At 54.4% G+C, this 25,828-nt stretch carries 20 protein-coding genes and 1 pseudogene; 19 read left to right on the top strand and 2 right to left on the bottom strand.

The genetic code is table 11. From position 1 onward, the window contains the following. The 14 genes from PKO02S_RS25105 to PKO02S_RS25170 all read left to right on the top strand — a co-directional run. Window positions 1–1,723 (top strand): eCIS core domain-containing protein (locus PKO02S_RS25105; RefSeq protein ID WP_164821680.1); only part of this gene is annotated, 1,723 nt, incomplete at its 5' end. 41 nt (window positions 1,724–1,764) lie between these two features. After that, window positions 1,765–2,247, top strand: coding sequence for a YbjN domain-containing protein (locus tag PKO02S_RS25110; protein ID WP_127587380.1), 483 nt, complete (start codon window positions 1,765–1,767; stop codon window positions 2,245–2,247). Window positions 2,248–2,288: 41 nt separating this feature from the next. Further along, complete coding sequence (locus PKO02S_RS25115; protein WP_127587382.1) at window positions 2,289–4,385, top strand: eCIS core domain-containing protein; 2,097 nt, start codon at window positions 2,289–2,291, stop codon at window positions 4,383–4,385. A gap of 109 nt (window positions 4,386–4,494) precedes the next feature. Continuing rightward, window positions 4,495–5,211, top strand: a complete 717-nt coding sequence (locus PKO02S_RS25120) for a YebC/PmpR family DNA-binding transcriptional regulator (RefSeq protein WP_127587384.1) — start codon at window positions 4,495–4,497, stop codon at window positions 5,209–5,211. Between the two features lie 242 nt (window positions 5,212–5,453). Further along, window positions 5,454–6,932, top strand: coding sequence for an Lsa family ABC-F type ribosomal protection protein (locus PKO02S_RS25125; RefSeq protein ID WP_127587386.1), 1,479 nt, complete (start codon window positions 5,454–5,456; stop codon window positions 6,930–6,932). A 113-nt stretch (window positions 6,933–7,045) separates the two neighbouring features. Further along, the gene (locus PKO02S_RS25130; RefSeq protein ID WP_164821681.1) at window positions 7,046–8,407 is read left to right on the top strand and encodes a PASTA domain-containing protein; all 1,362 of its coding nucleotides are present in this window, start codon (window positions 7,046–7,048) and stop codon (window positions 8,405–8,407) included. A 161-nt stretch (window positions 8,408–8,568) separates the two neighbouring features. Next, window positions 8,569–9,042, top strand: a complete 474-nt coding sequence (locus PKO02S_RS25135; RefSeq protein WP_246067376.1) for a L,D-transpeptidase — start codon at window positions 8,569–8,571, stop codon at window positions 9,040–9,042. 254 nt (window positions 9,043–9,296) lie between these two features. Then, window positions 9,297–10,403 (top strand): serine hydrolase domain-containing protein, encoded by a 1,107-nt coding sequence (locus tag PKO02S_RS25140; protein ID WP_246067378.1) that lies wholly within the window; start codon window positions 9,297–9,299, stop codon window positions 10,401–10,403. An 11-nt stretch (window positions 10,404–10,414) separates the two neighbouring features. Beyond that, entirely contained in the window at window positions 10,415–11,536 is a 1,122-nt protein-coding gene (locus tag PKO02S_RS25145; protein ID WP_127587390.1) for an amidohydrolase family protein, read from the top strand. Next, window positions 11,533–11,892 (top strand): Rieske (2Fe-2S) protein, encoded by a 360-nt coding sequence (locus tag PKO02S_RS25150; protein WP_127587392.1) that lies wholly within the window; start codon window positions 11,533–11,535, stop codon window positions 11,890–11,892. The genes PKO02S_RS25145 and PKO02S_RS25150 overlap by 4 nt, the downstream gene beginning before the upstream one ends. A 141-nt stretch (window positions 11,893–12,033) precedes the next feature. Then, window positions 12,034–12,879 (top strand): ABC transporter permease, encoded by an 846-nt coding sequence (locus PKO02S_RS25155; RefSeq protein ID WP_373865244.1) that lies wholly within the window; start codon window positions 12,034–12,036, stop codon window positions 12,877–12,879. Window positions 12,880–12,915: 36 nt separating this feature from the next. After that, complete coding sequence (locus PKO02S_RS25160) at window positions 12,916–13,791, top strand: carbohydrate ABC transporter permease (RefSeq protein WP_127587396.1); 876 nt, start codon at window positions 12,916–12,918, stop codon at window positions 13,789–13,791. 53 nt (window positions 13,792–13,844) lie between these two features. After that, on the top strand, window positions 13,845–15,389 hold the full coding sequence (locus tag PKO02S_RS25165; RefSeq protein WP_127587398.1) for an extracellular solute-binding protein: 1,545 nt from the start codon (window positions 13,845–13,847) through the stop codon (window positions 15,387–15,389). Between the two features lie 143 nt (window positions 15,390–15,532). Further along, on the top strand, window positions 15,533–17,959 hold the full coding sequence (locus PKO02S_RS25170) for a helix-turn-helix domain-containing protein (RefSeq protein ID WP_127587400.1): 2,427 nt from the start codon (window positions 15,533–15,535) through the stop codon (window positions 17,957–17,959). Window positions 17,960–18,018: 59 nt separating this feature from the next. Here PKO02S_RS25170 and PKO02S_RS25175 read toward each other — a convergent pair whose 3' ends face one another. Beyond that, window positions 18,019–20,394 (bottom strand): hypothetical protein, encoded by a 2,376-nt coding sequence (locus PKO02S_RS25175; RefSeq protein ID WP_127587402.1) that lies wholly within the window; start codon window positions 20,392–20,394, stop codon window positions 18,019–18,021. Window positions 20,395–20,539: 145 nt separating this feature from the next. Between PKO02S_RS25175 and PKO02S_RS25180 the strand changes: the two genes are divergently transcribed. After that, window positions 20,540–20,851, top strand: a complete 312-nt coding sequence (locus PKO02S_RS25180) for an antibiotic biosynthesis monooxygenase (protein ID WP_127587404.1) — start codon at window positions 20,540–20,542, stop codon at window positions 20,849–20,851. Further along, on the top strand, window positions 20,842–22,047 hold the full coding sequence (locus PKO02S_RS25185; protein WP_127587406.1) for an iron-containing alcohol dehydrogenase: 1,206 nt from the start codon (window positions 20,842–20,844) through the stop codon (window positions 22,045–22,047). The genes PKO02S_RS25180 and PKO02S_RS25185 overlap by 10 nt, the downstream gene beginning before the upstream one ends. Before the next feature lie 25 nt (window positions 22,048–22,072). Here PKO02S_RS25185 and PKO02S_RS25190 read toward each other — a convergent pair whose 3' ends face one another. Then, the gene (locus PKO02S_RS25190; protein WP_127587408.1) at window positions 22,073–22,984 is read right to left on the bottom strand and encodes a DMT family transporter; all 912 of its coding nucleotides are present in this window, start codon (window positions 22,982–22,984) and stop codon (window positions 22,073–22,075) included. 259 nt (window positions 22,985–23,243) lie between these two features. Between PKO02S_RS25190 and PKO02S_RS25195 the strand changes: the two genes are divergently transcribed. The 3 genes and pseudogenes from PKO02S_RS25195 to PKO02S_RS25205 all read left to right on the top strand — a co-directional run. Next, complete coding sequence (locus tag PKO02S_RS25195; RefSeq protein ID WP_127587410.1) at window positions 23,244–25,076, top strand: S9 family peptidase; 1,833 nt, start codon at window positions 23,244–23,246, stop codon at window positions 25,074–25,076. Between the two features lie 24 nt (window positions 25,077–25,100). Next, on the top strand, window positions 25,101–25,487 hold the full coding sequence (locus PKO02S_RS25200; RefSeq protein ID WP_127587412.1) for a hypothetical protein: 387 nt from the start codon (window positions 25,101–25,103) through the stop codon (window positions 25,485–25,487). A 93-nt stretch (window positions 25,488–25,580) separates the two neighbouring features. Continuing rightward, window positions 25,581–25,828: pseudogene (locus tag PKO02S_RS25205) on the top strand (hypothetical protein); the annotation flags it as partial.

Below are 25,828 nucleotides of genomic sequence, written 5' to 3' on the forward strand. Positions count from 1 at the left end.
GGAGCTGCAGATGAAAGCGGATCCTTCTTCCAACTCGATGCCTGAAAGTGTTCAGGCCAAGATGGAGTCCTCTTTCAATACAGACTTCTCCGATGTCAAGATCCATGCAAACTCTTCGAAAGCACCGGCCGTAGGGGCGTTGGCGTATGCACAGGGCAGCGATATCCACTTCGCTCCCGGCCAATATAACCCGGAGAGCAAGTCCGGTCAGGAGCTGCTCGGTCATGAGCTGACGCATGTCGTGCAACAGCGTCAGGGCCGAGTGAAGCCTACGATGCAGCTCAAGAATAAAGTGAACATCAACGATGATCGGTCGCTCGAGCAGGAAGCCGACGACATGGGCCGGAAAGCGGCCAATCATGAGATGCCGGACATAGCGCCTGCTCTTCAACGCTCGCCCCAGACGGCACCTGCTCTTCAACGATCCCCGGCTCCCCAACCGACTGCCACGCCGGGAGAGAAGACGGGTACGCCTGTAACGACTCCCAAGCCAATCCTCATCCTTATCTCGATCCGAGAAGCGATGAAAAACTTCAGCGGCGGCAAAGAAAAAGAAAAGACCGAAAATCCGTTCGACTCCCCGATCAAGGCGGCGACGTATGCAGGCTTGGGAAGCACGGTTCTCGGCGGGGTGGCTAAGAAAGATCACGAGGATTCGAAGGCGGCAGGCGTGAAAGACAGCTTCGGTGGGCATGCCAAAGGAGTAAGCGACTACTCAGGAACGGTCACGGATGCGATTGGCATCGTCAAAAGCCTCGTTACTTCGGCCAAGAACATCTATGACTTGTATAAGAAGCATCAGGAACAAGGCGGACTGACAGGCGGCGAGGCTGCCAAAGGGACGATCACGGCGCTGAACAATGCTCTCGAGGCAGCGCAAGGTTCAGTAAAATTAGCTAAGAGCATCATGACCATCATGGAGCCGAACACAACGGCGCTCGCGGATGTCATCCCTGGTGTCGGCATTGCAGTCGCAGGTGTGAAAATCGCCCTCAAAACCGTCAACTTGATCACCGCGGCGAATAGCCGATCGGCGATGACGAAGCTGAAGCGCGAATTCAAATCCAAGTATGCCAAGTCTGATTTCATCAAAGCGAAACGCTGGTTCGGCGGTAACACCGGTACGGATAAGAAGAAGCTCGAGGAACGCAAAAATGTGCTTCGGATGAAAATCGGCATCACCGGCGATAAGGCGGCGGAGGCGGAGCTGTCCGATATCGAGCGCTACGAGCTGGCCAAAGAAATGAAGTACATCAATGTCAAGCGCACGGATCGCGCGATTGTCCAGATCGGCGTCGAGCTGACCAAGATTGCCGGCGACATCGCGACGTTGACCGGCGTCGGGGCGCAAGTCGGGATGCCGCTTAAGCTCGTTGCCGCAGGCGTCGGTGGAGCAATGCCGATCGCCCGCAAGCTCAAGCAGTCGGGCCGCGATCGGGCGGCCAAGCCTGAAGCCTGGGGTATCACGAAGGCGGTCTTCAATGCGGAAAAATCGACCACGCAGAAAAATCTCAGACGTTCCATGGATGCGAAGCTGATCCTGGATATGGTGAAACGGTTGCCTGAATATGAAGCAGAAAATGCCGAAGTGGACACTCAATACAAGCAAGTGAAAGATTTTATTGAGGCTACAGGTGTGAGCTTGCTCTATTTGGATAAATTTAAAGGAGATCCGGCTAAACTCAGAGACGGATTAATAGAAGCCATGACTCAGAGGGAGTAAATTCCCTATGACTCGAGTCGAGCTGCAAATAGGAGGCTGCCATGCTGCCTGATGTTGTAAGAACCCGCCATTTGGCGATGCTTGGATTCCTAAAATCGATGCTGGAAGAAGCGGATGTACAGGCGGAGCTGTTCGAGATGTCCGATCAGCTGCCGGTGAGTGTCCTTATGACCACCATAGGCCCGGACAGCAAAGGCAGAGATCGTACGCTTCATTTCAGCTTCATTCCGGTAGACGATGAGGACATCGTCTCGATCCAATTGCTGCAGCTGTATTCGACTATGCCCTATCGGATCGAGAGCGGACGACGGGAAGCACTTGCTCAGCAGCTGTTGGAGATTAACGGCCAATGTCCGTTCGGCCATTTTGGGATCAGCGAGCAGGAGCAGCTGTATTTCCGCTATCAATACGCCGTATCCGCCTCCCGCCTATTCGAACGGGATGAAATGATGGAGGTAATCGGACTGATTATCCAGACCATCGAAGCGTTCGACGAGCAGCTGGAGCAGGCGGCAAGCGGTTAATTTGTCCGAATGGTCATTTGACGGTGAAGGAGGTTCATGCCATGTTCTCCAGAAAAGCAATGTCGCCGAAGAAGCGGAATTCCGGAAGGACGGCCTCTCCCTTGCAGCGCCAAACGTCATACTCGCCTAAAGACGGCGGGGCCAGTTTGTCGCAGCGACAAGTGCTTCAATTGCAGAAGGCCTATGGGAATAAAGCCGTGCTTCAGATGCTTCGCGACCAGCAAGCGATTCAGCGAGCGGAAGAGAACGAGGAGGAGTCTGAAGCGCTGCAGATGAAATCCGCAGGCTCCGGCAAGCTCCCGGAAGCGGTCCAAGCCAAGATGGAAGGGTCGCTCGGGCACGATTTCTCGAATGTGAATGTGCATGCGGATTCCAGTAAAGCGACCGAAGTTGGCGCGCACGCCTATACACAAGGAAATGATGTGCATTTTGCCCCGGGACAATACGATCCCTCCAGTAAATCCGGACAGCAGCTGATCGGCCATGAGCTGACGCATGTGATTCAACAAAGCGAAGGTCGGGTCAAACCTACGATGCAGCTCAAGAACGCAGTGCAAGTGAACGATGATCCCGCCTTGGAGCGCGAAGCGGATACGATGGGCCGGAAGGCCGCCAACCACAATGGCGAAGAAGCAGCTGAGCCTGCCGTCCAGCAAAAGGTGAACGGCTCCATGTCCGATCATGCCGCCATCCAACGAATGCCGGACAGTAAAGAGGTTAAGAAGAAGCTCGGCAACAAGTCGACGAGCCAACAAGCGGCCTATCAATTAGTCCTCACCAAGCTGGATCAATTCAACACGCATGTCAACCGTACGAATGTCGGCCGCAGCGCACAAATGATCCGCGTACAGTTGGAGATGGTGAAACAAAATTACAAGCATATCGAAACGGCGATCAAGCAGTATTTGGATGTCAAACCGGCGGGGATCAAAGCGAAATATATGAAAAACTTGCTCGGCCAGCTCGTCAATGAACGTCGGGAAACGATTCGAATTGCCAATGAATTTATGGCGAATCCTCCTACGGATGCGATCAAGTGGAGCAGCTTCGCCACTTCCGGCAAGTTCAAGCAGCTGAAGCTGAATAAAAGCAAATCGACCGGCAAAACGGATCGCGGCCACGTCAATCAAGTGTCGTTCTTCAATACCTCGAAGGGCGAGGGCGTGTTCAAGGATACGAAGGACCAGCTCATCGATCCCAATCTGTTCCGGGAGCAAAATCCGAACGCTTCGCCGCAAGAAAAAGCCGGCGTCGAGGAAGAGTATTACGGCTTCGGCGCCAAGATCGATGTGAATGACGCGCATATGGCGGAGCGTAACGTAGCATTGTCCAGACTTAACGATTTGCTTGGCGGCGGAGTTATTGCGCATGCGGAGATTGCGTTGCACAAATCGAAAGGCACGCAGAAAAAAGGGACCTTCATGAAGAAGGCCAAAGGAAAAGCAGCCGCCAGCTTGAACCAGGATATGAAATTTACTCGCAACAGCAACGAGAAGTCCGGCGAGAAGCCCTTTTTGTTCGACGGCAATCTTCAGCGTTACTTATCCCGGCTACAGTTACTGGACGCCATCGCCATGCAGATCGACCGGCATACCGGCAACTATTTTATCCAATACGACGAGAACGGCAATGTAACCGGTGTGACGGGCATCGACAACGATATGGCCTTCAGCCGTGAAGAAGAAGTGAAGATCAAGGACAAGGCGTACCCGGGACTCAGCAAATTCGTCGACAAGGAACTGGCGGAACGAATTATTGCGCTCCAAGACGACGATCTGAAAGCGATCATGGAGGACTTGTTGTCGCCTTCCGAGCTCACGGCGCTGCTGGCACGGCTGCATAAGCTGCAAACACACCTGCAAGTGCTCAAGGGAAATAATGAGCTGCTGTCCCCGAATGAGTGGAACGAGGCGACGGCTATGGGCTTGCTGGAAGAGCATCAAGCCAGAAAAGAGGGCGAAGGCAACTACTTCGGCAGTCTGGTAGAGCAGGAAGAGGGCAATCGGGAAAACTATGAGAAAGTAAAAGTGACGGTCATCTCCTTGCTCCGCCAAGATCGCCCTTTCGACCAAATTCAAAGAATTACAGGCTTCTCTCCTAAAGATATCCAAAAGATCAAAGATGAACTGGGGCTATAAGAGGAACCGTTCGCAGAAACGCCATCTTCGCCGTTTGCGAGGGGATGGCGTTTTTCATGCCAGATCGGTTATTATAGAGCTATTACCCTAACAGAAAGTGGGATCGATTGTGGGACGCAAATGGAACAACATTAAGGAAAGAAAGGCGTCGAAGGACGCCAACACAAGCCGAATTTACGGCAAATTCGGGTTGGAGATTTATGTGGCCGCACGCAAGGGAGAGCCGGATCCGGAAGCGAACCGCGCCTTGAAGGTAGTGCTTGAGCGGGCCAAGACCTATAATGTACCGAGAGCCATTATCGACCGTGCGCTTGATAAAGCCAAAGGGAGCTCGGATGAAATCTATGAAGAGCTGCGATATGAAGGCTTCGGGCCGAACGGCTCGATGATTATAGTGGATACGCTGACGAACAACGTAAATCGGACGGCCGCTACGGTTCGGTCGGCTTTCAATAAGAACGGCGGCAACATGGGCGTAAATGGGTCGGTAGCGTATATGTTCGATGCGTCGGCCGTTATCGGGGTCGAAGGTAAAAGCATCGATGAAGTGATGGAGATCCTGCTGGAAGCCGACGTCGATGTACGAGATTTGGTGGAGGAAGAAGAGCTCGTGATGGTGTACTCGGAGCCGGATCAGTTCCACAACGTTCAGGAAGCGCTGCGGAAGAGCGGCATCAACGAGTTCGCCGTGGCGGAGCTGAGCATGCTGGCGCAGAACAACGTCACTTTGCCGGAGGACGGGCAAGCCCAGTTCGAGAAGCTGATCGACGCCTTGGAAGAATTGGAGGACGTTCAACAGGTGTATCATAATGTAGAGCTGGAATAGAAGTTTTCTAGACTGTCGGCTGTGGTTGTCGGCAGTCTTTTCTATTGGGTGCAGATGTATGGGTCGCCAGTTGTACAAAACTTGTACATCTGAGTCGTGGATACCTTCCCTATAACCAAAGTATCCGGCCGTGAGCGGTTGATATCCCCCGAAGCAGCGTGCTATGATACAGCTAATTCAAGGAACGGAGCTGCAGGAGATGTCCTTTTCTTGCGGCTCTTTTCTTTAGGTGGTGTTTATTAATGGCATTAATTAATGTGGTGGATTTGTCGTTTGCTTATGATGGAAGCTATGATCCGATATTCGAGCATGTCAGCTTTCAGCTTGATACCGATTGGAAGCTGGGATTTACGGGGAGAAACGGTCGTGGGAAAACGACGTTCTTGAACCTGCTGCTAGGCAAATACGAGTACAGCGGTCATATTTCTTCTCCTGTCGGCTTCGACTATTTCCCGTACCCCGTTGCGGATATAACCGAAATGACTTTGAATATCATAAGCGATATTTTTCCGGACTACGTGCATTGGGAGCTGGTGCGGGAGCTGACGCTGCTTCAGGTGGATGAGGAAGTGCTGTATCGATCGTTCGACTCGTTGTCGAATGGGGAACAGACGAAGGTGCTGCTCGCCGCCTTGTTCCTGAAGGAAAACCGATTTCTGCTGATCGACGAGCCGACGAATCATCTCGACATGGAAGCCAGAGCGATCGTGAGTGACTACTTGCGGGGGAAAAAGGGGTTTATTCTGGTGTCCCACGACCGCACGTTTCTGGATCATTGCGTCGACCATATCCTCTCGATCAACAAGACGAATATTGAGGTCAAGCGAGGCGGCTTTTCCGACTGGTGGGAGAACAAGCAGCGTCAGGACCGCTATGAGCTCGCCGAGAACGAGAAGCTGAAGAAAGATATCAAGCGCTTGAACGATGCAGCCATGCAGACGAGCCAGTGGTCGCATGAGGTCGAGAAGACGAAAAACGGTACGCGCAACTCCGGCTCCAAGGTGGATAAAGGCTATATCGGCCACAAAGCGGCGAAAATGATGAAACGCTCCAAGTCGCTCGAGAACCGGCAGCAGTCGGCCATCGACGAACGCTCCAAGCTGCTCAATAACATCGAAAGCTCCGAAAGTCTGAAAATCGCCCAGCTCCCGTATCATACGAGCCGGTTAGTCGAGCTGGACAAGGTGTCGATTTTTTACGGGGAAAAGGCGGCTTGCGAGGACATCAGCTTTACGATCGAGCAGGGGGAGCGCATCGCGCTATCGGGCCGGAACGGGTCTGGCAAATCCAGCCTGATCCAGCTCATCTGTGGAGTGCCGCTGCACTATACGGGCGCTTTTCGCAGGGGAAGCCAGCTTAAGATCTCTTACGTCTCGCAGGACACCTCGCATCTGCAAGGCAATTTGACGGACTATGCGCGAGAGCAGCGGATTGATGAGAGCTTGTTCAAGGCGATTCTCAGAAAGCTGGATTTCGCTCGCGTTCAGTTTGAGAAGGATATTTCCACTTACAGCGGCGGCCAGAAAAAGAAAGTTCTGCTTGCCAAAAGCTTGTGTGAAAGCGTACATTTGCATATATGGGACGAACCGCTCAATTTCATCGATGTGATCTCGAGAATGCAGATTGAGTCGCTGCTGTTGGAATACGAGCCCACGATTTTGTTCGTCGAGCATGACCGTATGTTTTGTGAAACGATAGCAACGAAGCGAGTGCAGCTGTAGGATCAGGTGGCAGCAAGAGGCAGCTGGAGATCCGTTTTCTTCCATGGAACTTAAAAACGCGTTCTGAATCCGAATACTATGGAATATGTAGAAAATCGGGTGATCGAATGAAAATGAAATCGAATCGGTACGAATTGAAAGAGTTTCTCGCGCTTCATCATAACGGACGTTTATACCGAGGGGAAGATTTGTCGCTGAAGCGGCCGGTGCTCATCTACGCCGTACCCGTTCAAGCGGAAACCTCCGTCTCTAACTATACGCGCAAAATCGGCAATTCCATGCAGGAATTGACCCATCTGCAATTTATGCATATTTTGGACATTGAGGTAGCGGACGATACGATTTATGTCATCATCCACCACAAGCCGGGCAGCATTCTGCAGCAATTTGTGCAAAACGAGTCGATTTCGTTCCTTGCGGCGTTGACGATGCTTGTCCAATTGGGACGTACGTTGCTCGATGCGGCGGAAGAACGGTCGCTTCATTTCTCGCTGGCCGCCAGCAATATATGGATTACCGACAACCGGACAATCAACATCATCAACACATGGGACAATCCGGAGCCCGAGCAGCATGACCGAATGTCCAAAAAGCTCAGCCTGCTGTTCGTCCAGCTCGTTACCCGCACGCTCGATGTGCCGCTGGAGGATCATCTGTTCGACTTTCAGCTGCGCCGCACGCTGTCCAATGTTCCGGTGGGCAGCCGGCAGGAAGCCGCAAAGAATGTGTTCACTGATGCGTGGAAGGAACGGCTGTCGCTGGTCGCCTTCGTGCAGGGGCTCGAGAGCTTGAGGGACGGTATGCAGGGGAACCTGCGGATGGCTGCTGGAACGTCGTCGTCTCCGACTCAGCTCCCGCCGCAGTCGGAGACAGAGCCGGCGCCGAGCATGGAAGAGGAATCCGAAGCGGAAGCGACAGCTGCGAAGAAGGGAGTAAGCCGGCTTGCTCCATCCCGGCGGGAAGAAGCAGATGAGGCGCACGTGTACGAGGATGAGGAAGAGGAATATGAAGAAGACGATGACGAGTACGAGGAGGGGCAATCCGGGCGCGGCATGAGCACCGGCAAAAAATGGGCGATCGGCATCGCCTTGTCCGCCTTTGGTTTGGCCGTCTTCGTCGGCGTATTCGCCTTGCTCATCACGAAGCTGGATCTGAACGGCGATCCGCCGGCTTCGCCGACACCGTCCTCATCCGCCACAGTCGGGCAGTCCGCCTCTCCGACACCAACGCCAAAACCGTCTGCAACGAGCAATACGCCTAGTCCGACGGTTTCGGAGATGGTGTCCGTGCCGACTTTGACCGGGATGACGCAGGGAGCTGCTGAACAGGAGGCACTTGCGTCGGGGCTGCGTTATGAGTATTTCCTGGAAACCAATGCGCAGCCGGCCGGCATCGTGTTCAAGCAAAACCCGGCGCCAGGCGGGACGGTAGCCCGAGGCACCCGCGTTTCATTTTGGATCAGCAAGGGGCCGTAAGGGTGAAAAATGAAGCCAGGCTGAAGAGCATCTCCCGCCATTTGGCGGACGAGGTGCTTTTTGGCGTGCCGGCGCATAAGCGTGGGGGAATTGCCAAATTCTAATGGAGTCGTGCTTTTTGCAAATCCATCGCAGAGTAGAGCACAGGGGTAGGTAGAGCCGTGAGACAAGCAGCAGCATTCGCACTAATTTTCGTATTGGTTATGGGGGGTGGAGGTGTTCCTCCAGCCACAGCCGGCGTACCCGAGGAGGAGACCGTCAGCATCCTTATCGACAAGTCGAGTCATGTGCTCACTGTGTTCGTCAACGAGGATCGGCTGTATTCGTTTCAAGTCGCCACCGGCAAGGGAAACCGGACGCCTGTCGGGGAATTCAAGATCGCCAATAAGCTCAAAAACCCTTGGTACAACAAAAAGAACATACCCGGCGGCCACCACACCAATCCGTTCGGCACCCGTTGGCTCGGCCTGGACGTGCCTAACACGGGAGGCTATAAGTATGGCATTCACGGCACGAACAATCCGTACTCCATCGGGCGTAGCGCCTCCTCCGGCTGCATCCGCATGTACAACAAGAACGTTGAATGGCTTTACGAGCATATTCCGGTCGGGACGAAGGTCCTGATACAAGAATAACGGCCTATGCGGCTTTATAACAGGCAGCCTTCATCCAACCGGATGGACCGCTGCCTTATTTGCGCGTCGCTGGACCATTTCCCAGTCCTGCACAAAACGTGTGGGGCACTAGAAAATACGCGCCGTATCAACGTTTTTGCCTTACGAAAAATGTACAATTGCAGGAAATGAACACGTGACCTATAGTTAGGCTCACCACGGAAGGGAAGCAGGCAAACCGGTCCCGTCCGACGGATGGCTGAGGAGGGAATCATGTGAGGGAGGAATTGGAAAGATCGGCGCCAGAACGGGAAGGCATGGACGGAGAGCGTTTGAACGCCGCTTTCCGCTTGCTTGAGCGGGAGGCGGAGACAGGCGAAATTCCAGGAGGAGTCGCTCTGGTCGGACGTTATGGCCGAATTGTCGCTTCATTCTATACCGGCTTATCGGTCGCCACGGATTTCGCCATTCAACCGGTGCAGGAAGATACGATTTATGACTGCGCTTCGTTAACCAAGGTGGTCGTAACTTTACCGCTTATCCTGCAATTGATTGACGGCGGGGAAATTCGGCTCGGCGATCCGGTATGCCGGTTTATTCCAACGTTTGCAGCTGAAGGAAAAACAGAGGTTACGGTTCGGCAATTGCTGAGCCACAACTCCGGCCTGGCTGCCTATACGGATTTATACTCCCATGGATGGGCGCTGGAACAAATCAAGGAATCGGTCTGGAGCGAGAAGCTGCAGCATGAGCCGGGCGCCGGATATGTGTACAGCGACTTGAATTTTATCGCTCTGGGGGAGATCGCTTCCATATTGTTCGGCAAGTCCCTGGAGACGGCTGCTTATGAGAACGTATTCAAACCGCTCGGCATGACGGAAAGCGGTTATCGGCCCGATACCGGCTTGAAGCCGCGTATCGCCGCAACCGAGTTTTTGTTCGGCAGCTACCGATGGGGAGACGTGCACGATAAAAATACGTATGCGATGGGCGGGGTAAGCGGCCACGCCGGTATGTTCTCCACGGCAGCGGATTTGGCGAAATACGCGGCCATGTGGCTTGACGGCGGGCGGTATCCAGGAGGACGACTGCTCTCGGAGGCGGTCGTCCGGGCCGCTACACGCAACTGCAGCAGCTTGCCGAAGACAAACCGTGGACTGGGTTGGGTGCTCAAGGGAGACGCATGGGACGCATCAGGTGATTTGTTCTCACCTGCTTCCTACGGTCATACCGGGTTTACCGGAACGAGCCTGTTCATGGACCCGACTACCGAAGTATTCGTTGTGCTGCTGACGAACCGGGTTCATTTCGGACGGGAGAAGTCGGTGGCAAGGCTGCGGGACTGCTTCCATAATGCCGTAGCGGCAGCGGTACTTGACTGAGCAATCTAAAAATGAAACGGAGGCGAATTCGAGTGAAAGCCGATTCGTTGATTATTGATGCGGATGTGCATAACGCGATCCGGCAGCAAGCGGATTTGCTGCCCTTTCTGCCGAAAGTATGGCACCAGCAATGGACGGAAAGCGGCGTAGGCGTCTATGGCCAATATTATTCGCCGGTCGGGGTGATGCGTAAAGATGCAATTCCCGACACGGGAGGGGCGCCGGGGAGCGATCCGCTATATGTCGTCAAGCATCACTTGGATCCGTATAACATCGATTATGCCGTATTGACCGGTTCCGGGGTGCTTGGCATTTCCCTACACGCCGACCCCGACTACGCCAACGCAGTTGCGTCCGCTTATAATGATTGGCTGATTGAGTATTGGTTGAAAGTGAGTCCGCGCTTCAAAGGATCGATTCTAATCAATCATTCGGACCCCGTAGCGGCAGCGCTGGAAATCGATCGGATGGGCTCGCATCCGGATATGGTGCAGGTCATTATGAGCAGCGCGGCGCGCAGCCCGTACGGGCAACGATTTTATCATCCGATTTACGAAGCCGCCGAGCGCAACGGATTGCCGATCTCCGTTCATCCAGGCACGGAGGGCAAAGGCATCTCCGGAGCACCGACTCCTTCGGGTTATCCGACCCGTTATATGGAGTGGCATAACATTTTGCCGGCCAATTACATGACGCATGTCAACAGCCTAGTGTGCGAAGGGGTGTTCGAGAAGTTCCCAAGTTTGAAGTTCGTCGCCATTGAAGGCGGAATCGCCTGGCTACCGCATCTGATGTGGCGAATGGATAAAAACTATAAGGCGTTGCGGGACTCGACCCCCTGGCTCAAACGACTGCCGTCCGAATACATTCTCGATCATGTCCGGTTGACGACGCAGCCGATCGAAGAACCGGACGATCCCGTCCAGTTGCTCCAAATCTTCCAGATGATCCAAGCGGAGCGCATAGTGATGTTCTCGTCCGATTATCCGCATTGGGATTTCGATAATCCGAAGTTGGCGCTGGCCGGCATTCCTCGGGAGATGCGCAGACGCATTCTCGGGCAAAATGCGGCCGAGCTGTACGGGCTGCAGTCGACTGATTCGCAAGTGCGGAAAGGAGCTGACGCCGGATGAGGTACAAGGTGGCGGAAGCAGGCGCATTGACGGAGGGCGGTCGGCTGATCGTAAGCGTAAGGGGCATGGAGCTCGGGCTGTTTCTTATTAACGGAAAATATCGCGCTTGGCGCAACGTCTGTCCGCATGCGGCAGCTCCGGTTTGCGTGGGCATGGTGACAGGAACTCGATTGCTGTCGAATGTTTACGAGTACGAATATGGGCTGGATCGGCAAGTGCTTCGCTGTCCGTGGCACGGCTGGGAATTCGATCTCGCGACCGGCCGCCATTTGGCCGGAGGAGCCGCCAAGCTGCGCGGCTTTGAGGTGGAAGCGGACGATACAGGCATTTACGTTGTGCTGAGCGGAAAGGAGTGAGCTCGTATGGTGGAGCATGTGTCACGCGCCGCGTCTAGCGCCGATCCGGAGCTTTCAGACGACCGTCGGACCGAGTCAAAAGGCCGGAAAGTATGGTTCAGCATTCGCCGCGATCTGTTTCTGTATGTCCTGGCGTTGCCGATGCTCGTCTATTTCGCCGTCTTCAAATACGTCCCGATATGGGGAATCTTAATCTCATTTCAAAACTATTCGCCTTACATCGGGTTTTGGCAAAGCGAATGGGTCGGCCTGGAGCACTTCCAGCGGTTGTTTTCCACGCCGGACTTCCTGCTTCTGCTACGCAACACGCTTGCCATCAATGTATTGAACCTAGTCTTCTTTTTCCCGCTTCCGATTTTGCTATCTCTGATGTTGAATGAGCTGAGAAGCTCGATTTATAAACGTATCGTTCAGTCGATCGTCTACTTGCCTCATTTTTTGTCATGGGTCATCATAGTGGGGATCAGTTTCTTGATGCTGTCGCAGTCGGAGGGTATCGTCAACAAGCTGTTGGAGGCGCTCGGATTTGACAAATTCGATTTTTTGACCAACCCGGATTGGTTCTGGGGCATATTGACCGCGCAGGCGATCTGGAAAGACGCGGGCTGGGGGACGATCCTGTTCCTTGCCGCGATCGCCTCCGTCGATCCGCAGCTGTACGAAGCGGCCCGGATGGATGGAGCCGGCCGGTTCCGCCAGGCATGGCATATCACGCTCCCAGGAATCCGCAGCGTCATTGTCATCTTGCTCATTTTGCGTATCGGGCATATGATGGACGTCGGCTTCGAGCAAGTGTACCTGATGATGAACGGAGCGGTGTCCGAGGTGGCCGACGTGTTCGACACGTACGTATACCGAAGCGGCATCTCGCAAGGCCAATTCAGCTATAGCACGGCCGTCGGTTTGTTCAAGTCGGTCATCGGCCTCTTGCTCGTAATCGGCGCCAACTATTTGGCCAAGCGATTGGGCGAAGACGGCGTTTACTGATGCGGCGGGACTGCCGCCCGCGGAAAGGAGCCTACTATGAAACTCCAGTGGAGGGACCGCTTGTTTCAATCGGCGAACGCCGCTGTACTTGCGATTATTAGCCTGATTACACTGTTCCCGCTTTATTATGTATTCGTGGTATCGTTCACGGACCCCGACGAGTTTCTGACCAAACAAACCGTCTGGTTTCCGGAAAATTGGAGCACGGCTTCCTACAAGTATATATTTTCCAACAATACGTTTGTGAAGGCGATCGGCGTCAGCGGATTCCTGGCAACCGCCGGTACGGCGCTCAGCCTGATCGTCACGTCGGCCGGCGCCTACGCTCTATCGCGCAAACGGCTGCTCGGCCGTGAAACGATGCTTTTGCTCATCCTGCTGACAACGTTGTTCAACCCGGGCATCATTCCCCCTTATTTGATCGTGCGCGAACTGGGACTGATCAACAGCGTCTGGTCGATGATACTACCGGTTTTGACGAGCGGGTGGTACGTGTTCCTCATGAAAGGGTTTTTCGACAGCATTCCCGACGAGCTGGAGGAAGCGGCCAAAATCGACGGCTGCACCGATATCGGGGTATGGTTCCGCGTTATTCTGCCGTTGTCGCTTCCTGCGCTCGCGGCCTTCGGCTTGTTTTATGCTGTCGCCTATTGGAACACGTTCTTCTCCGCCGTTCTTTATATCAACGATCCGAGCCGAAGGCCCCTGCAGGTGCTGCTGCAGGTGATGCTGATCGAGGCGTCCAGCACCGCCTCGGGGAATGCGGCGGAAGCCGCGGCCCATCAGCAGCTTCCGCCGGAGACGTTGAAGATGGCTGCTGTCGTCGTCGCCACAGTGCCGATCTTGCTCGTCTATCCCTTCTTGCAAAAGCATTTTGCCAAAGGAGCAATGGTCGGTTCGGTTAAAGGCTGAGTGGCGGAAGAAGGAAAGCGAAAAGCAACAATCAAAAATGGGAGGTTTGTCAAATGAAGAGAAGCAAGCAAGCATGGTCCGGCATTGCCGGCGTCCTGATGCTGTCGATGGTCGTCTCCGCCTGCGGAGGCAAAGACAGTTCTACCTCGACGGGAGATACGGAGCAGGGAGGACCGCCCACGGAAATCAGCATCATGCTCGGTCAACAGACGGCGGAAGCACTGCCGACGGACAATGTAGTATTGAAGGAAATCGAAAAAACAACGAATACCGCGTTGAAGCTCAACTGGGTGCCGATTAACAACTACGACGAGAAAGCGAGCGTGACGCTTGCTTCCGGCGATATGCCGGACCTGATGCTCGTCAATGACGTATTCAACCCTCAGGTGCGTCAGATGGCTCAGCAAGGCGCGTTTTGGGATTTGACGGAGTTGGTGAAGAATTATCCGAAAATTGCCGCCCTGCCGAAAGAGACTTTGCAAAACCCGACGATAAACGGAAAGCTGTACGGCATCCCGCGCGTTCGTCCGCTGGACGGCGGCGGGTGGATGCCGCTCGTGCGCAAGGACTGGCTGGACCAGCTCGGCATGAAGCTGCCGGAAACGATGGACGATATGTACAACGTCATGAAGGCGTTTACGCAGAAGGATCCGGATGGCAACGGCGCCAACGATACCTACGGCGTTGCGAGCTACGTGACGGCCGACACGATGGGTAATTTACAGTGGGTGGAGGAAGCGTTCAATGGCGCAACCGGCACCGGCGCGTACGGCATTTGGAAGTTGAAGGACGGCAAGCTCGTACCGACCACGCTGGAGCCGGCTACCCGGAACGCTTTGATCTGGCTGAACAAAGCATACAACGAGAAGCTGATCTCCCCCGATTTCGCGATTATGAAGCAAAGTCAGGCAACGGACGATGTGACGGGCGGTAAAGCGGGCATTATCGGTGCGACCATGCAGCCGCAGTGGAGATATACGGAGCCGAATTTGAAGAGAACCCCGAAGGCGGACTTTTACCCCCTGCCTTACCTGATCGGTGAGTCCGGCAAATGGGCACCGAAGGATACCGGCTTTTACGGCATGTTCGTCATCCCGAAAAGCGTGCCTGAGGCGAAGGTGAAAAAAATTCTTGCCTTTATGAATTACGGCTTCACGGACGAAGGCTCGGATTTGGCCAACTACGGCTTCAAGGATGTCCACTATTCCGAGAAGGACGGCTTCAAGGTTTCGAACGACCAAGCAGTCAAGGACATGGTCGCGCAAAACGTGCTTGGACAGTTGTTCGGCAAATTCGACAAGTACTCCCGCGCATTCCTGACCGGCATCCCGAAGGCCATGTACGACCGCAACGTTACCGTGATCGACGAGCGGGCCAAAGTCAGCATTGCCGATCCTACCATCGGGCTTGAATCGGATACGTTCCAGAAGGTTGGGAAAGATATAGCGAAAAAAGTGCAGGATATGAAAACCAAAGTGATTATGGGCAAAGAATCGATCGCCGCTTGGGATGAATTTGTCAACAAGCTGAAGACGGACGCCGATTACCAGAAAATCATTCAAGAGATGAACGTTTCTTACAAGAAGAAGCAAAGCTGAGGTTCATGCACAAACCGCAGCTGATCCAACGCATTCATGCCCGGACGAACTGTTTCGTTCGGGCGTGAAGCTTTTCATTTTATTGGTTTATTGGCAGAAATCGCGATCCGTATTACGATGAAAGCTACAGAGGGGGCGGTAGAATGAGACGGACCTTAGTCAGAATCAAACTCGCCATAGCGCATAAGCTTCTGAAGGGAAAATTTTACCGCAAAAGCCTGCTGTTCATTTTGATGATCGCGTGCATTCCGACCGCAGTCGTCGGCGTGGTTCTTTATTTGATCGGTACTCCCCGGATTGAAAGCGAATTCAATGAAATTCACCAGCAGCAGCTCATTCAGTCTTCGAACCGGATCGACGAGGCGTTTTCCGAATTGGAGCTTGTCGCTTCGCAGTGGGCGTTCAATCCGATATTCGGCAACGAGCTTCGCGGTATCGATTTGCGGGACCAGTTTCCGGTCACTCAGAATCTGTATCGCAATTTGACCGTCATGAAAGGCTCTAATCCGTTGATCGGTCAAGTTCACCTCTATTTGCAGCATGTGCACGCCGTCATTTCCGACGTTCGCGGGGTAACGCCGATTACGGACGAGTCGGGACAATCGTTCTATCAATCGCTTGTCGATTCGAAACGATCCGTATTCTGGACCGACTTTCCGTCCGTTACCGCTTCTGAGCAACCGGAGGGGTCTGAGATGACGCTTGTCCTGAAGCTTCCTGGCGGGGGAGTCGGTCAAGTGTACGGATTGCTAATCGTTTATTTGGACCCGCAGAAGGTGGACCAGCTGATCGCTAATTTTTCCGAGGAGATGGAGGGCGCTTCTCTGCTCTTGAACGCGGACGGGAAATGGATCTCGAATGGTCATGGCAAATTCGGCCGGTTGACCGAATTCGAATCGGCGCTGCGCGATGAGGTGAAGACCTCCAAGACACAGGTTCAATCGATGCTGTACTCCTGGAACAAGAAGACGTATTCGGTGTCGTACCGCACTTTTGACCGTCTGGACACGAAATGGGTGTATGCGACCGCGACGCCGCTCGCTCGCCTGACGGCCCCGGTCTTGCTGCTCTCGCGAATCATCATCAGCGTTAGCGGCTTGGCGCTGGCTGTTGCGGTTCTGATTTCGTGGTTCGGGTCGATGCGGCTATACCAGCCCGTTCGGCGGCTCATCGACCTATTCGGCACGCATCGCGACGCTTCTTCGGGAGATACGCCACTTCGGGACGAATTTCAATATATCGAGCGAAGGTGGCGTCATTTGTCCAAGACGAGTGAAATCCTTCAGCAGAAGCTGGAGCAGCAGCTGCCTATTTTGCGTCATGGTTTTTTGCTGCAGCTCGTGCAGGGCCATCTGGACTCGCTGTCGGAGGCCGAGCTGCTTGAACGGATGGGGCAATATGGACGCGATTTCCGCGGCATGAGGTTGGCAGTGATGATGATTAAACTGATTGAGGCTGCTCCCGAGAGCGGGAAATTTCGCGAGGGCGAAGAGCGGCTCGTCGCGTTTGCCGCCGGCAACGTGGTTGCCGAAATGATCAGACTCCCGTTCTGCGGGGCAGATATTATCGATTTTCAGGACTTGTCGATCGGTGTATTGCTTCCTTATCCGGAGTCTTTGCCGGATCATCAGGCGAAGCATGAGCTGCTGCAGCTTGCCCATCAAATGACGCAAACGTTGGGAGGGATGCTGGCTATGGACATTGCCGTCAGCCTCGGCCAACGCTCGTCCGAATTGCAGAGGTTGCCCGAGCTGTTCGAGGAGGCGCGACGGCTGCTCCAATACCGGGACATCAATCGATCGCGTCAGGTGCTCGATGCGGACAGCCTGATGCCTCGCGGCAATCGCGATGTATTCTACCCGTTCGAATGGGATAAGCGAATCATTCAAGCGATCCGGGTCGGCGATGAAGCCGAGGCTCTGGCATCCATCCAGCATTTCGTGTCGGAGCTTCAGACCCGCTCCGGGGAAGAGCTGCATGTCCGGCAGGCGTTCGTCCAGCTGCTTGGCAACATTCAGTTCGCCATCCTGCAATCCGGCTTTGATCCGCATGAAATATTCGGGAGTACATCTCTGATCGATCAATTCAATCAACTGCATTCGCCTGAGCTGATGATTCATTGGTTTCAAAATCGGGTGATCCGTCCGTTTATCGACGCGATGAGAAAATCGGCGGAAATCGAAAGCAAGCTGCTCGTCGAGAAGGCGATCCGAACATTGGAGGATCAGTATAGTAGCGACATCTCGTTGGAGTATTGCGCCGATCTGCTTGGCACATACCCTCAGAAGCTGAGCGTCGCCTTCAAGCGGATTACCGGAACGAATTTCATCGATTATTTGACCCAGCTTCGTTTGGAGAAATCGATGATGCTCCTTGCCCAGACGGAAGACAAAATCAACGACATCGCCGAACGGGTGGGGTATCAGCCCTCCTATTACAATCGACTGTTCAAGAGACATCTCCGCATGACGCCGGGGCAATACCGGGAAGCGGCCAGACAACAGTCGTATACTAGCGAGCAATCGGCTCCGATGGGAAACCTGAGAAGCAATGAAGAGGCTGGACCGTGATTGGTCCAGCCTCTTCATGATAGACGGAATAACGATAGGACGAAACGATGTTCTTCTTATCACGCGTAGCATGCTCGGACTAAGACGGTCCCTGTGAACCCGGTCAGGTCGATCGTCTCGTCGTCCGGATCGAATTTGGAGTGAGGCACGTCGTTCACATGGACCTCGGAGATGCGTCTGCGTCCGGGAACTCGGAGGCGAAGCATCAGGCTGCCGATTGGAGGCGATCCTGCGGACCGGGGCAGCTCCAAGCGAGCCAGCACTTCGCCTTGCTCGAGCTGAGAGTCGATCGTCAAGCTGATCGGACCGAACAGAGTAGGCGACTCGACGGCGCTGACGCGTTTGCCGTGCTCCAGCCAGCCCCGCGGCGTGAAGTACCCGAGTCGCAGCGCCGCAGGCTCCCCGCGATTGGTCGTGACTTCATGAATCAGCATCATCCGCAGCAGCTGCAGGAAAAAGGCATTGTTGGCGCTGTTCGGAGACAAATAGATGCCTCGATAGTACTCGTCCGCCGCCCAGCCGTCCTCGAAGCTCGGAGGGGTGCGTCCAGCACCGAACTGAAGCGGCCATTTCGAGGCAAGCGGTCCGATATTGGCGGCCTCCCCGGCGATCAGCGTATTTCTAGTGAGCGCATGGGCGAGATGCCCGTAGAAGCTGAGCACCAACTGATCGGCTTGGTCGTTGTCCGCCATAAATTTCGTATTTTCCACCGCATAGACGTCGTTGATCGCCCCGTCGCGAACCTTGAGCTGACCCAGTAAACGAGCTCCATGGTTGTACAAGTAGTTCAATGTAGCAACCGCTTCCGGTGAGCTAGGCGCGTACAGCTGGGAAGAGAAGGCGTAATGCACGACCAGGTTCCAGTAGCTTCCCAAATACGTGGCAGCGACATGGGGGTAAGCTTCCTCGTCGGCCAGCAGCGATACAGCCGTGAACAGACTGCCGTCCGGAAGCGTAACGCTTGACGCCTTCACGGCTTCGTCGAGTCCGGCACGCAAGCTCTGCGCAACCGGCTCATATTTGGCTGCCAGCTCCAGCTTGCCCATCTCCCGCCAAACCGCCGTCATGCTCTGCAACCCGTACAACGCCATGCCGATCTGATGCAGCCCATATACCACGTTCGTCACATCGCTGGAGTATCGATGCGCTTCAAGCAGTCTGTGAGGGTCGCTTGTATGCTGCTCCGCCAAATCGTCCGCAAACGCGATGTACATATCCAGGTTGTCGTCAATCATCGAAGAGTCGCCCGTCAACCGGTAATAATCCGCGGCGTGCGACAGCTTTTCGCCCATTTCGAAATTCCGGCGATTCTCGCCTTTCGACATCGTCAGCAAATCCTGAAGGCCATGCCGATACACCTGCGCATACCCGAACCGGCCCATAATGCCCATCGTGCTGCTGCTTTCCGGCTGATAAAACGCTTGATACGCATTCCCAATGCTGTAGCGCCAAGTCATAAGCAGGTTCTGGATGAGCAGATTGCGCTGGGCGTCCATGATGCGGGATTCCGGTACTTCGACGAGTCGCCCTTCGCCTAAGCGGCGCTCCCAATAGGTGATATTTTCAGTCCGCGCCTGAGCATGCAAATGAAAGTCCACGATGAGCTCCGGCACTTGATGGGGAGGCTGGATCGGTCTGACTATGTAAACGGTAAAAGTAGAATTGGCAGTAAAGTCGATCGAGTAAGTCAAGTCCGTATTATAGAAGGAGCAGCCTGAGCTAAAGCACAAATAAGTCGCGTTGCGATCGTCCACGAGTCGGTTGCCTTCCTGGCGGAGGTTGTTGTTGTCGCAAGCTTTTACGCGGATCGTCGTTGACTGCCGTTCTGATGAACCCGAAGCAGCCGTAATTTTGACGAAGCTGGACAAACGATCCGTTCCCGGCAAATACGAGACGAACGATTCCTGATGATACTGGACTCCTTCGCTATCCGTGTAATCGAGCTCCAAAATCGGCAAATACCCTTTGTGCAATTGAGGCGTGCACAGACTGGCCAAATGAGAGCCAAACAGCTCTTTGCCTGCTGCGCCGACATAAAACCGCGTGGTCAGCGTCCCGACACGGTTGGAAATAATTTGGCTTCCGTCCGCTACGGTCAGTGCTACATCAGCCAGTCCGGTAGGCTCGATCGGTCGTCCGAAAGGGATGTAATACACGCCCGTGTCCGTCATGAAGCTGCCGTTCTCAAACCCACTGATGCCGTACATGATCGGCGGGAAGAAATCTTTGACCAGATCGAAAGTAGCTCCGTCGGGATTAGCGAGAATTCTTTCGGCAAGAAGGTCGGTCGGTGAGACGAGCGCCTCGTGAATCATTTGTTTGTAGCCGTCGGTGAGAACGGGTAGGCTGCTGGCCGGTGTGTTGCGGCTTGTTGGCGGTCGAAGCCCGACACGAAGGGGAGCCGGCGGGGTGGTTTGCCTTGAAGTCGTGGACATGGGAACACTCCTTTACAAGTTTAGATATAATACATATTAATACATATTATAGTTCGGCCGTTTCATTTTGACTAGAGCCGGTTTGTTCCAGTAATGTAGATAGTGGAAACGGAATAGCAGGAATTAGAGACGGGAGGCCCTGTTCATGATCGTTACAATTGTAAAAGTGTATGTGAAGCCGCAGCATGTAGAGGATTTTATTGCGGCAACTGTGGAAAATCATCAAGGCTCCGTACAAGAGCCGGGGAACTTGCGGTTCGATATTTTGCAGCATCGCGATGAAGAATGCATCTTCTCGCTGTATGAGGCTTATGAGTCGGAAGAGGCTGCAGCTCGTCACAAAGAGACGGCTCATTACTTGAGGTGGCGCGATGCGGTAGCCCCTTGGATGGCCAAGCCGCGCGAAGGGACGCCGCATCGGATCATCGCGCCTACGGAGAAGTCGGCATGGGAATGAAGCCGTTCCTATTCGCAGGGACGCCTGCGATTCATTTCGGCGCCGGCCAGCTCGCCAAGCTCGTCCAAGTGCTGCCACGGGAGGCGAAACGGGTTTTACTCGTTATGGGCAGCTTCGCCCGCACGAATGCCGAGCGTTGGAGCAAGCTGGAGGCTGAACTGGAGGCCGCGGGTATCGCCCTTGAGACAGCCCGCATCCATTTCGAGCCAACGGTAGAGTGGGTGGATGAAGTAGTGGAGCGTTACCGCCAGATGGCGATAGATGCTGTTATAGCAATCGGCGGCGGAAGCGTGTTGGACGCAGGCAAAGCGGTATCCGCCATGCTCCCGACCGAGCCGGGCGACACTGTGCTTCACTATCTGGAGGGCCAACCGGATTTCCGTCCGCATAACGGGAACAAAACGTTCTTCGTTGCCGTCCCGACAACATCGGGGACCGGCAGCGAGATGACGAAGAATGCCGTGATCGCCATTGCCGGCGGGTTCAAACGTTCGATCCGGCACGACCGGTTCATCCCGGACGCGGCAATCGTGGACCCGCTGCTGACGATCAGCTGCCCGCTATCGGTCAAAGCAGCCAGCGGCATGGATGCGCTGACCCAGCTGATCGAGTCCTACGTCTCGATCAACGCATCGCCGTTCACGGATGCGCTGGCGCTATCCGGGATCGAAGCGGCGGCGAGCAGCCTGCTGCCGCTCTGCACTTCCCCGGCAGCAGCGGAGGATCCGGAGCTGCACGCGCGGCTCGCCTATGCTTCGATGCTATCGGGCATCACGCTTGCCCATGCCGGGCTCGGCCTCGTGCACGGCTTTGCCGCTCCGCTTGGCGGCAGCTTCCCGATTCCGCACGGCGTCATCTGCGGGACGTTGATCGCCGAAGCAACCAAGCGCAATATTGCGGCGCTCCGCGATAACGTTGTGTCGTCCGAGCAGGCGGCCATCGGGCTGGCCAAGTACGCAAAGGTCGGGGCCATGCTATCCGGGCAAGCCGCTATGAAGGCGGATATTGACAGCAGCTGCGATCGTCTCTCGGCTGTGCTAGAGGAGTGGACCGAACGATTGCAGTTGCCTAGACTTGGGGAATACGGGGTAACCGCGGCTAACATCGACCCGATCATCGCGGCCTCGAACAACAAACAAAGTCCGGTCACGCTTGGACCGGACTTGATGCGCGAGATCCTATTGGCTCGCTTGTAATTGGAGTTCTCGCAGATCGAATTTCCTACATTTTCGAGTTCACCTTAACCTTCGGATGCATCGGCAACCGAAGGTTAAGGTTCGTGACCAGGACCCCCGCCAGGATGAGCGCTCCTCCTATCAGCTGTGCCGCATGTATGGGATCGCCCAGCAGGAAATAGCTGATGATGATCGCGACGAACGGCGGGATGTTCATAAACATCGCGCTGATGGAGACACCGGCTTCAGCGATGCCCTGGTTCCACCAGAACCCGGCCATTCCTTGCCCGATCACCGCCACCGCAATAAGCAGCACCCAAGTCCATACTTGATGGCTTCCGTGCAGATGGCCGCTGATCTCTTCGTAGCCTGCGGCCGGAATCATCATCATCGTGCCGATCACGGTGGAGTAGACGGTCACCTGGAACGAGGTCATCGTGGTGGTCAGCTTGCGGATGAACAGCAGGCTCACCGACAGACCAAACATGGCGAGCAGCAAATAAATGTCGCCTTTGGAGATGCCGAACGATTTGCCGCCATACAGCACGATACAAACAACCCCGATTAACGCAATGAAGGCGCCGGTCAGCTTCGTCCCGGTAATCTTCTCTTTTAGAAACAAGCGAGAGAGTAGAAGCGTGGCGATCGGGGACAGGGCGACGATCAGCGCCGCATTGCCGGCGGTCGAGTGCTGAAGCCCGGTAAAGTAAAACAGCTGATTAAACAGCGTACCGGATATCCCGGCGAAGATAAGCAGCTTCCATTCTGTGGCGGTCGGGCGTTTCCAAGCCTTCAATATCAAAGCCGATATTATCAAGAACAGAGACATGACGACCAGCCGGGCGAACGACAAATAAATCGGCGAAAACTCACGGAGCATATAAGCGCTAGCCACGTAGTTGCAGCCCCATAACAGCGAGACGACCCATAGCTTGATTAACACGATACGATTCGACATGATTCAGCAAGACTCCCTAGGTGGATGTTGGATGAAAAATGATAAGGCCAAACGAAAGCCCAACTCCTACTATAGTCCTTTTTTACAAGAACACAAGGGAGAAGAAGGATTCGAGCTATGGCACGGCGGAATAACCCCTAAGATGATGTATTTGGAATAGTTGATGGGCCACCTCCTAAACCTTGGGCAAATATGGTAAGATTATGGACAATCAGGAAGAGATCGCAAGCTGAGGATCTCGCAGGAGGAGAGGGAAGCTATGTCGACTCGTACAAGCGCCAACGCTCGGATACCTAAAGAGCTGCTGTTCGGCAATCCGGTTATTACAAATCCCATGATCTCGCCGGACGGCAAACAAATCGCTTTTATCGCGCCATACGAAGGAGTGCTGAACATTTGGCTGCGATCCGCAGCAGGCGGGGATGAGCGGGTTTTGACGCAAGACTCGGATCGAGGAATTCAGAACATCCTGTGGTGCCAAGATAGCCGGCATTTGTTCTACCTCCAGGACTCGGGCGGCAATGAGAACTTCAAGCTGTACACGTTCGACACGGAAACCGGCGACATTCTGCTCCGCACCCCTTATGACAACATCGTGACGCGATTTGTAGCCAGAAGCGACGATCATCCTGAGCTGCTGCTCATCGCCTTGAATGTCAATGATCCCAAGGTTCATGACATCTACCAATTGAATGTTAGAACGAATGAGCTGAAGCTCGTCTTGGAAAATAAAGAAAATGCGATCTCCTGGATGGTCGACAAACAATTCCAGGTTCGCGGATTGTATAGGGTAACTAAAGACGGTGGCGCTGAAATATTAGTGCGCGATACGGAACAAGCCAAATGGCGGACGGTCGTGACATGGGATTCGGATGATAGCGCCTCGAGTCGGCCTTTCACCTTTAGCCCGGATGGGAAATCGCTCTACTTGGCGGATGCCAGAAATTCCAACACCGGCGCACTCGTCAAGCTGGACCTGGATACCGGTGCCATCGAACCCATCGCCTCGGACCCCGTCTATGATGTCAGCGAGTTAATGATCCATCCTTTTACGCTGGAGCTGCAAGCCGTTTTGTTTCATCGCGAGCGGATGGAGTGGCAGCTTCTCGATGAATCGCTCCGCCCGGTTCTTGAGCGCTTGAGAGTGACTCATGCCGGCGAACCGTTTATCCAAAACCGCAGTCTCACCGATCGGGAGTGGTTGGTGGGGTACCGAACGGACATCGGTCCAACCTCCTACTATTTGTTCCATCTCGACACAATGGAGACGACTTTTTTGTTCGATGATCGGCCGGAGTTGACCCATTATGAGCTCGCGCCAAAGCAGCCGATTTCCTTTGCCTCGAGGGACGGATGGACCATCCACGGGTATTTGACGCGTCCTCCAGGAGTGGAAGGGCAAGGTCCATTGGTGCTTGTCGTGCATGGCGGGCCATGGGGGAGAGACACTTGGGGCTACGACGCGCAGTGCCAGTGGTTGGCCAATCTGGGCTATTCGGTTCTGCAGGTCAACTTCCGCGGTTCGGCCGGGTATGGCAAGCATTTCTTGAACGCAGGCGATCGCGAGTGGGGGGCCAAGATGCACGACGACTTGGTCGATGCGGTACAATGGGCCGTGGAGCAAGGGGTGGCCGATCCGCAGCATGTGGCGATTTTTGGTGGTTCTTACGGTGGTTACGCCGCGCTTGCAGGTGCTACGTTCACGCCGGATTTGTTCCGCTGCGCGGTGGATGTGGTGGGGCCGAGCAACCTGCTGACACTGATCCGCTCGGTTCCTCCGTATTGGATGCCGATGCTGGCACGCCTTCATAAGCGGGTTGGCAATCCGGATCTCGACGAAGCGTTTCTGCGTTCGCGTTCTCCGCTGTTCCATGTCGACAACATCAAGATACCGATCTTGATCGCGCAAGGAGCCAACGATCCTCGGGTCAAACAAGCCGAGTCGGAGCAGATCGTTGAAGCTATGCGAGAGAAGGGACTGGAGTACGTGTACCTGCTGTTCGAGGATGAAGGCCACGGTTTCGCCAAACCCGCCAATCGGATGAAGTTTTACGAGACGGCGGAAACGTTTTTGCTGAAGCATTTGAGCTAATTTGGCTACAGAAGGAAGAACCTCATGTATTTGCACAAAATCAATCGCAGCTGGTCGGACTTTATGTCCGCGTGTGGAATGGCATTGCCGCCGATTCGCATCACGAATACAACCAGGCTGGACGCCGCACCCGGGATGTACATGCTGGAGCTGACTTTGCTCGGACAGAGCTATCATCTTTATCACAAAGTGGGTGCTGCCGACGAGTACGAATTGCGGATCGTGGCACAGGAGTACCCTCGTACAACCATTGCCGTCATGCTGGGAATCGACCCGCGACAGGAGAAGGATTGGCTGCTGGCGGTGGAGGGATTCATGGCGCTGCATTACAATGGGATCCAAACCTGTGTGGACTGTAAATTCGGTTTGGAGTCGGCCAAGAGTCGCATTTTCGAGGCTCGGTTCAAGTGAAAATCATATCACGAAAAGATGAAGAACGTCGTTTTCTCCTGAGGGAGAGGATGGCGTTTTTGTTTTTATCGAAAGAAGAGAGGGAGCTATAAAATGACCATTCATAAGGAAGTCGAGGAGTTTGTAGAATCACAGCGCCAGAAGGCGGAAGGTATTCGCCGAGAGCAGCTGATGAAGGAGTTGACTGGAGAAAAGAAGCTGTTGACCGACATTGTTTGGCCGGTATTCCGTTCGTTTGAAGGGTTCGAGATGGAGTACGAGCTAGTGACGGGGACTGGTGTGCGCATTTTCATCGACGTCGTCTATTTGCCGCTCCGATTGGCATTGGATACAGAGCAAGG

The organism is Paenibacillus koleovorans NBRC 103111, from assembly GCF_004000845.1.
GTDB classification, from domain to species: domain Bacteria; phylum Bacillota; class Bacilli; order Paenibacillales; family NBRC-103111; genus Paenibacillus_AA; species Paenibacillus_AA koleovorans.

Excerpts from the sequence above, each read along its gene's own strand:
- PKO02S_RS25110 (WP_127587380.1), top strand. The coding sequence starts at position 1,765 with ATGCTGCCTGATGTTGTAAGAACCCGCCATTTGGCGATGCTTGGATTC.
- PKO02S_RS25115 (WP_127587382.1), top strand. The coding sequence starts at position 2,289 with ATGTTCTCCAGAAAAGCAATGTCGCCGAAGAAGCGGAATTCCGGAAGG.
- PKO02S_RS25125 (WP_127587386.1), top strand. The coding sequence starts at position 5,454 with ATGGCATTAATTAATGTGGTGGATTTGTCGTTTGCTTATGATGGAAGC.
- PKO02S_RS25130 (WP_164821681.1), top strand. The coding sequence starts at position 7,046 with ATGAAATCGAATCGGTACGAATTGAAAGAGTTTCTCGCGCTTCATCAT.
- PKO02S_RS25145 (WP_127587390.1), top strand. The coding sequence starts at position 10,415 with ATGAAACGGAGGCGAATTCGAGTGAAAGCCGATTCGTTGATTATTGAT.
- PKO02S_RS25150 (WP_127587392.1), top strand. The coding sequence starts at position 11,533 with ATGAGGTACAAGGTGGCGGAAGCAGGCGCATTGACGGAGGGCGGTCGG.
- PKO02S_RS25155 (WP_373865244.1), top strand. The coding sequence starts at position 12,034 with ATGCTCGTCTATTTCGCCGTCTTCAAATACGTCCCGATATGGGGAATC.
- PKO02S_RS25160 (WP_127587396.1), top strand. The coding sequence starts at position 12,916 with ATGAAACTCCAGTGGAGGGACCGCTTGTTTCAATCGGCGAACGCCGCT.
- PKO02S_RS25165 (WP_127587398.1), top strand. The coding sequence starts at position 13,845 with ATGAAGAGAAGCAAGCAAGCATGGTCCGGCATTGCCGGCGTCCTGATG.
- PKO02S_RS25170 (WP_127587400.1), top strand. The coding sequence starts at position 15,533 with ATGAGACGGACCTTAGTCAGAATCAAACTCGCCATAGCGCATAAGCTT.
- PKO02S_RS25175 (WP_127587402.1), bottom strand. The coding sequence starts at position 20,394 with ATGTCCACGACTTCAAGGCAAACCACCCCGCCGGCTCCCCTTCGTGTC.
- PKO02S_RS25180 (WP_127587404.1), top strand. The coding sequence starts at position 20,540 with ATGATCGTTACAATTGTAAAAGTGTATGTGAAGCCGCAGCATGTAGAG.
- PKO02S_RS25185 (WP_127587406.1), top strand. The coding sequence starts at position 20,842 with ATGGGAATGAAGCCGTTCCTATTCGCAGGGACGCCTGCGATTCATTTC.
- PKO02S_RS25190 (WP_127587408.1), bottom strand. The coding sequence starts at position 22,984 with ATGTCGAATCGTATCGTGTTAATCAAGCTATGGGTCGTCTCGCTGTTA.
- PKO02S_RS25195 (WP_127587410.1), top strand. The coding sequence starts at position 23,244 with ATGTCGACTCGTACAAGCGCCAACGCTCGGATACCTAAAGAGCTGCTG.
- PKO02S_RS25200 (WP_127587412.1), top strand. The coding sequence starts at position 25,101 with ATGTATTTGCACAAAATCAATCGCAGCTGGTCGGACTTTATGTCCGCG.